Annotated in this window: 2 tRNA genes and 2 rRNA genes; all 4 read right to left on the bottom strand. The window is 48.4% G+C overall.

Annotated features, from left to right (window positions below):
* Positions 1 to 39 precede the first annotated feature (39 nt).
* Positions 40 to 2,923 (bottom strand): 23S ribosomal RNA (locus tag L1S34_RS14530).
* 130 nt (positions 2,924 to 3,053) lie between these two features.
* Positions 3,054 to 3,127, bottom strand: a tRNA-Ala gene (locus tag L1S34_RS14535).
* Between the two features lie 90 nt (positions 3,128 to 3,217).
* Positions 3,218 to 3,291, bottom strand: a tRNA-Ile gene (locus L1S34_RS14540).
* Between the two features lie 132 nt (positions 3,292 to 3,423).
* Positions 3,424 to 4,937, bottom strand: a 16S ribosomal RNA gene (locus L1S34_RS14545).
* The 16S and 23S rRNA genes sit together here with 2 tRNA genes alongside, the layout of an rRNA operon.
* Positions 4,938 to 4,948 lie beyond the last annotated feature (11 nt).

Raw genomic sequence — 4,948 nt, forward strand, 5'->3', positions numbered from 1 at the left:
AGAAAGTTTCTCCCTCCCGATTACTCGGGAGGAAAAGGTGTACATAAGCTTACGGGTTATTAGTACTACTCGACTATGACATTACTGCCTTTACATCTATAGCCTATCAACGTGGTCATCTCCCACGACCCTTAAAAGAAATCTCATCTTGTGGTGGGTTTCGCGCTTATATGCTTTCAGCGCTTATCCCTTCCAAACGTAGCTACTCTGCGGTGCCACTGGCGTGACAACAGATACACTAGAGGTTTGTCCAATTCGGTCCTCTCGTACTAGAATCAGATCCACTCAAATTTCTTGCGCCCACAGTAGATAGAGACCGAACTGTCTCACGACGTTCTGAACCCAGCTCGCGTGCCACTTTAATGGGCGAACAGCCCAACCCTTGGGACCTTCTCCAGCCCCAGGATGTGACGAGCCGACATCGAGGTGCCAAACCCCCCCGTCGATATGAGCTCTTGGGGGAGATCAGCCTGTTATCCCCGGCGTACCTTTTATCCTTTGAGCGATGGCCCTTCCATGCGGAACCACCGGATCACTATGCTCTACTTTCGTACCTGATCGACCTGTATGTCTCTCAGTCAAGCTCCCTTATGCCATTGCACTCTACGCACGGTTACCAAGCGTACTGAGGGAACCTTTAGAAGCCTCCGTTACTCTTTTGGAGGCGACCACCCCAGTCAAACTACCCACCAAGCAATGTCCTCCGCAATGCGGAGTTAGGCCTCAGATAAACAAAGGGTTGTATTTCAACAATGACTCCATAACGCCTAGCGACGCCACTTCACAGTCTCCAACCTATCCTACACATCATTTATCCAAGGTCAATACTAAGCTATAGTAAAGGTGCACAGGGTCTTTTCGTCCCACTGCGGGTAAGCGGCATCTTCACCGCTACTACAATTTCACCGAGCTCATGGCTGAGACAGTGTCCAGATCGTTACACCATTCGTGCAGGTCGGAACTTACCCGACAAGGAATTTCGCTACCTTAGGACCGTTATAGTTACGGCCGCCGTTTACTGGGGCTTCATTTCAATGCTTCTCCGAAGATAACATCTCCACTTAACCTTCCAGCACCGGGCAGGTGTCAGGCCCTATACTTCATCTTACGATTTTGCAGAGCCCTGTGTTTTTGATAAACAGTCGCCTGGACCTCTTCACTGCGGCCAGCATTGCTGCTGGCGACCCTTCTCCCGAAGTTACGGGTCTATTTTGCCTAATTCCTTAGCCATGAATCTCTCGAGCACCTTAGGATTCTCTCCTCGACTACCTGTGTCGGTTTGCGGTACGGGTACTTATTACCTGAAGTTTAGAGGTTTTTCTTGGAAGCCCTTAGGCGCACTATCTCTTCTACCGAAGTATCCGAGTACTATCGTATTTCCCCAAAACCCGTGGATTTGCCTGCGGGTCTTATAGGTAGGTACTTCAACGAACTATTCCGTCAGTTCGCGGCGCTTTCATCACTCCGTCACCCCATCACAGTAATAACTAGTACGGGAATATTAACCCGTTGTCCATCGACTGTCCCTTTCGGGTTCGCCTTAGGTCCCGACTAACCCACAGCTGATTAGCATAGCTGTGGAAACCTTAGTCTTTCGGTGTGCGGGTTTCTCGCCCGCATTATCGTTACTTATGCCTACATTTTCTTTTCTAACCAGTCCAGCATACCTTACGATACACCTTCTACCCTGTTAGAATGCTCCCCTACCACTTACAATAAATTGTAAATCCATAGCTTCGGTAATACGCTTATGCCCGATTATTATCCATGCTCGTCCGCTCGACTAGTGAGCTGTTACGCACTCTTTAAATGAATGGCTGCTTCCAAGCCAACATCCTAGCTGTCTGGGCAGACAAACCTCGTTCTTTCAACTTAGCGTATATTTGGGGACCTTAGCTGATGGTCTGGGTTCTTTCCCTCTCGGACTTGGACCTTAGCACCCAAGCCCTCACTGCACGGAAACATTATATAGCATTCGGAGTTTGTCAGGAATTGGTAGGCGGTGAAGCCCCCGCATCCAATCAGTAGCTCTACCTCTATATAACTTTACGCCGTGCGCTGCACCTAAATGCATTTCGGGGAGTACGAGCTATTTCCGAGTTTGATTGGCCTTTCACCCCTACCCACAGGTCATCCGAAGACTTTTCAACGTCAACCGGTTCGGACCTCCACACTGTGTTACCAGCGCTTCATCCTGCCCATGGGTAGATCACACGGTTTCGCGTCTAACACTACTGACTAAAGCGCCCTATTCAGACTCGCTTTCGCTACGGATCCGTGGCTTAACCACTTATCCTTGCCAGCAACGTTAACTCGTAGGCTCATTATGCAAAAGGCACGCCGTCACCCCACTTAAGGGCTCCGACCGCTTGTAAGCGTATGGTTTCAGGATCTATTTCACTCCGTTATTCACGGTTCTTTTCACCTTTCCCTCACGGTACTGGTTCACTATCGGTCTCTCAGGAGTATTTAGCCTTAGCGGATGGTCCCGCCAAATTCAGACAGGGTTTCACGTGCCCCGCCCTACTCAGGATACCACTATTTATTATACTCGTTACCCATACGGGACTATCACCCTCTATGGTTCGACTTTCCAGTCAATTCCGGTTCCTTGTACATAAAATGTCGTGGTCCTACAACCCCAAAATTGCCGTAACAACTTTGGTTTGGGCTAATCCGCGTTCGCTCGCCACTACTTACGGAATCACTTTTGTTTTCTTCTCCTCCGCCTACTTAGATGTTTCAGTTCAGCGGGTTTGCCCACCTATCGGTGTACTATCTCTTCAAGATAGTGGGTTGCCCCATTCAGGTATCTACGGATCAATTGGTGTGTGCCCATCCCCGTAGCTTTTCGCAGCTTATCACGCCTTTCATCGCCTCTGAGAGCCTAGGCATCCCCCATACGCCCTTATTTTGCTTATTGTACCAATCGTAAAATCAATTACGACCGTTTTTTTTCGCTTTTTCTAATAAATTAGAAAAAACTGCTTTCTACTTTTTATTATTTCTTATCTCAATATGTCAATGAACTTTTATTCGCATCAGCGAATCTGTGGAGAATAACGGAGTCGAACCGTTGACCTCCTGCGTGCAAGGCAGGCGCTCTAGCCAGCTGAGCTAATCCCCCATTTTTTTGTTGGCAGTTAACAGTTTTTAGTTAACAGTACTTAAAACGGTTACTCAACCTCTAAAATTTCCTTCTGAATGGCTAAAATAGTAGTCCCGGGCAGACTCGAACTGCCGACCCCTACATTATCAGTGTAGTACTCTAACCAGCTGAGCTACGAGACTCTGTTTTACTTCATTCTTCTTTTCAATTTCTTTAAATTAACAGCAAGAGTAATAGAACTTCTTTATTTAGTAAGTTCCTCTATCATTTATCTTTTTCCCTAGCGTGTATTACTACTAACACTAAGGCTCTAGAAAGGAGGTGTTCCAGCCGCACCTTCCGGTACGGCTACCTTGTTACGACTTAGCCCTAGTTACCAGTTTTACCCTAGGCAGCTCCTTGCGGTCACCGACTTCAGGCACCCCCAGCTTCCATGGCTTGACGGGCGGTGTGTACAAGGCCCGGGAACGTATTCACCGGATCATGGCTGATATCCGATTACTAGCGATTCCAGCTTCACGGAGTCGAGTTGCAGACTCCGATCCGAACTGTGACCGGTTTTATAGATTCGCTCCTGGTCACCCAGTGGCTGCTCTCTGTACCGGCCATTGTAGCACGTGTGTAGCCCAAGGCGTAAGGGCCGTGATGATTTGACGTCATCCCCACCTTCCTCACAGTTTGCACTGGCAGTCTTGTTAGAGTTCCCGACATGACTCGCTGGCAACTAACAACAGGGGTTGCGCTCGTTATAGGACTTAACCTGACACCTCACGGCACGAGCTGACGACAACCATGCAGCACCTTGTAAATTGTCTTGCGAAAGATCTGTTTCCAAACCGGTCAATCTACATTTAAGCCTTGGTAAGGTTCCTCGCGTATCATCGAATTAAACCACATGCTCCACCGCTTGTGCGGGCCCCCGTCAATTCCTTTGAGTTTCATTCTTGCGAACGTACTCCCCAGGTGGGATACTTATCACTTTCGCTTAGCCACTGAGATTGCTCCCAACAGCTAGTATCCATCGTTTACGGCGTGGACTACCAGGGTATCTAATCCTGTTCGCTACCCACGCTTTCGTCCATCAGCGTCAATCCATTAGTAGTAACCTGCCTTCGCAATTGGTATTCCATGTAATCTCTAAGCATTTCACCGCTACACTACATATTCTAGTTACTTCCTAATAATTCAAGTCAGACAGTATCAATGGCCGTTCCACCGTTGAGCGATGGGCTTTCACCACTGACTTATCTGACCGCCTACGGACCCTTTAAACCCAATGATTCCGGATAACGCTTGGATCCTCCGTATTACCGCGGCTGCTGGCACGGAGTTAGCCGATCCTTATTCTTACGATACCGTCAAGCTGCTACACGTAGCAGTGTTTCTTCTCGTACAAAAGCAGTTTACAATCCATAGGACCGTCATCCTGCACGCGGCATGGCTGGTTCAGACTTGCGTCCATTGACCAATATTCCTCACTGCTGCCTCCCGTAGGAGTCTGGTCCGTGTCTCAGTACCAGTGTGGGGGATCTCCCTCTCAGGACCCCTACCCATCGTCGCCATGGTAAGCCGTTACCTTACCATCTAGCTAATGGGACGCATGCTCATCTTTTACCGTTGGAACTTTAATAATCTCTTCATGCGAAAAAACTATACTATGGGGCATTAATCCAAATTTCTCTGGGCTATTCCCCTGTAAAAGGTAGATTGCATACGCGTTACGCACCCGTGCGCCGGTCTCTAGTTCCGAAGAACTATACCCCTCGACTTGCATGTGTTAAGCCTGCCGCTAGCGTTCATCCTGAGCCAGGATCAAACTCTTCATCGTATATTGTTTGT

The sequence above is a fragment of the Flavobacterium sp. K77 genome, assembly GCF_021608205.1.
Classification (GTDB): domain Bacteria; phylum Bacteroidota; class Bacteroidia; order Flavobacteriales; family Flavobacteriaceae; genus Flavobacterium; species Flavobacterium turcicum.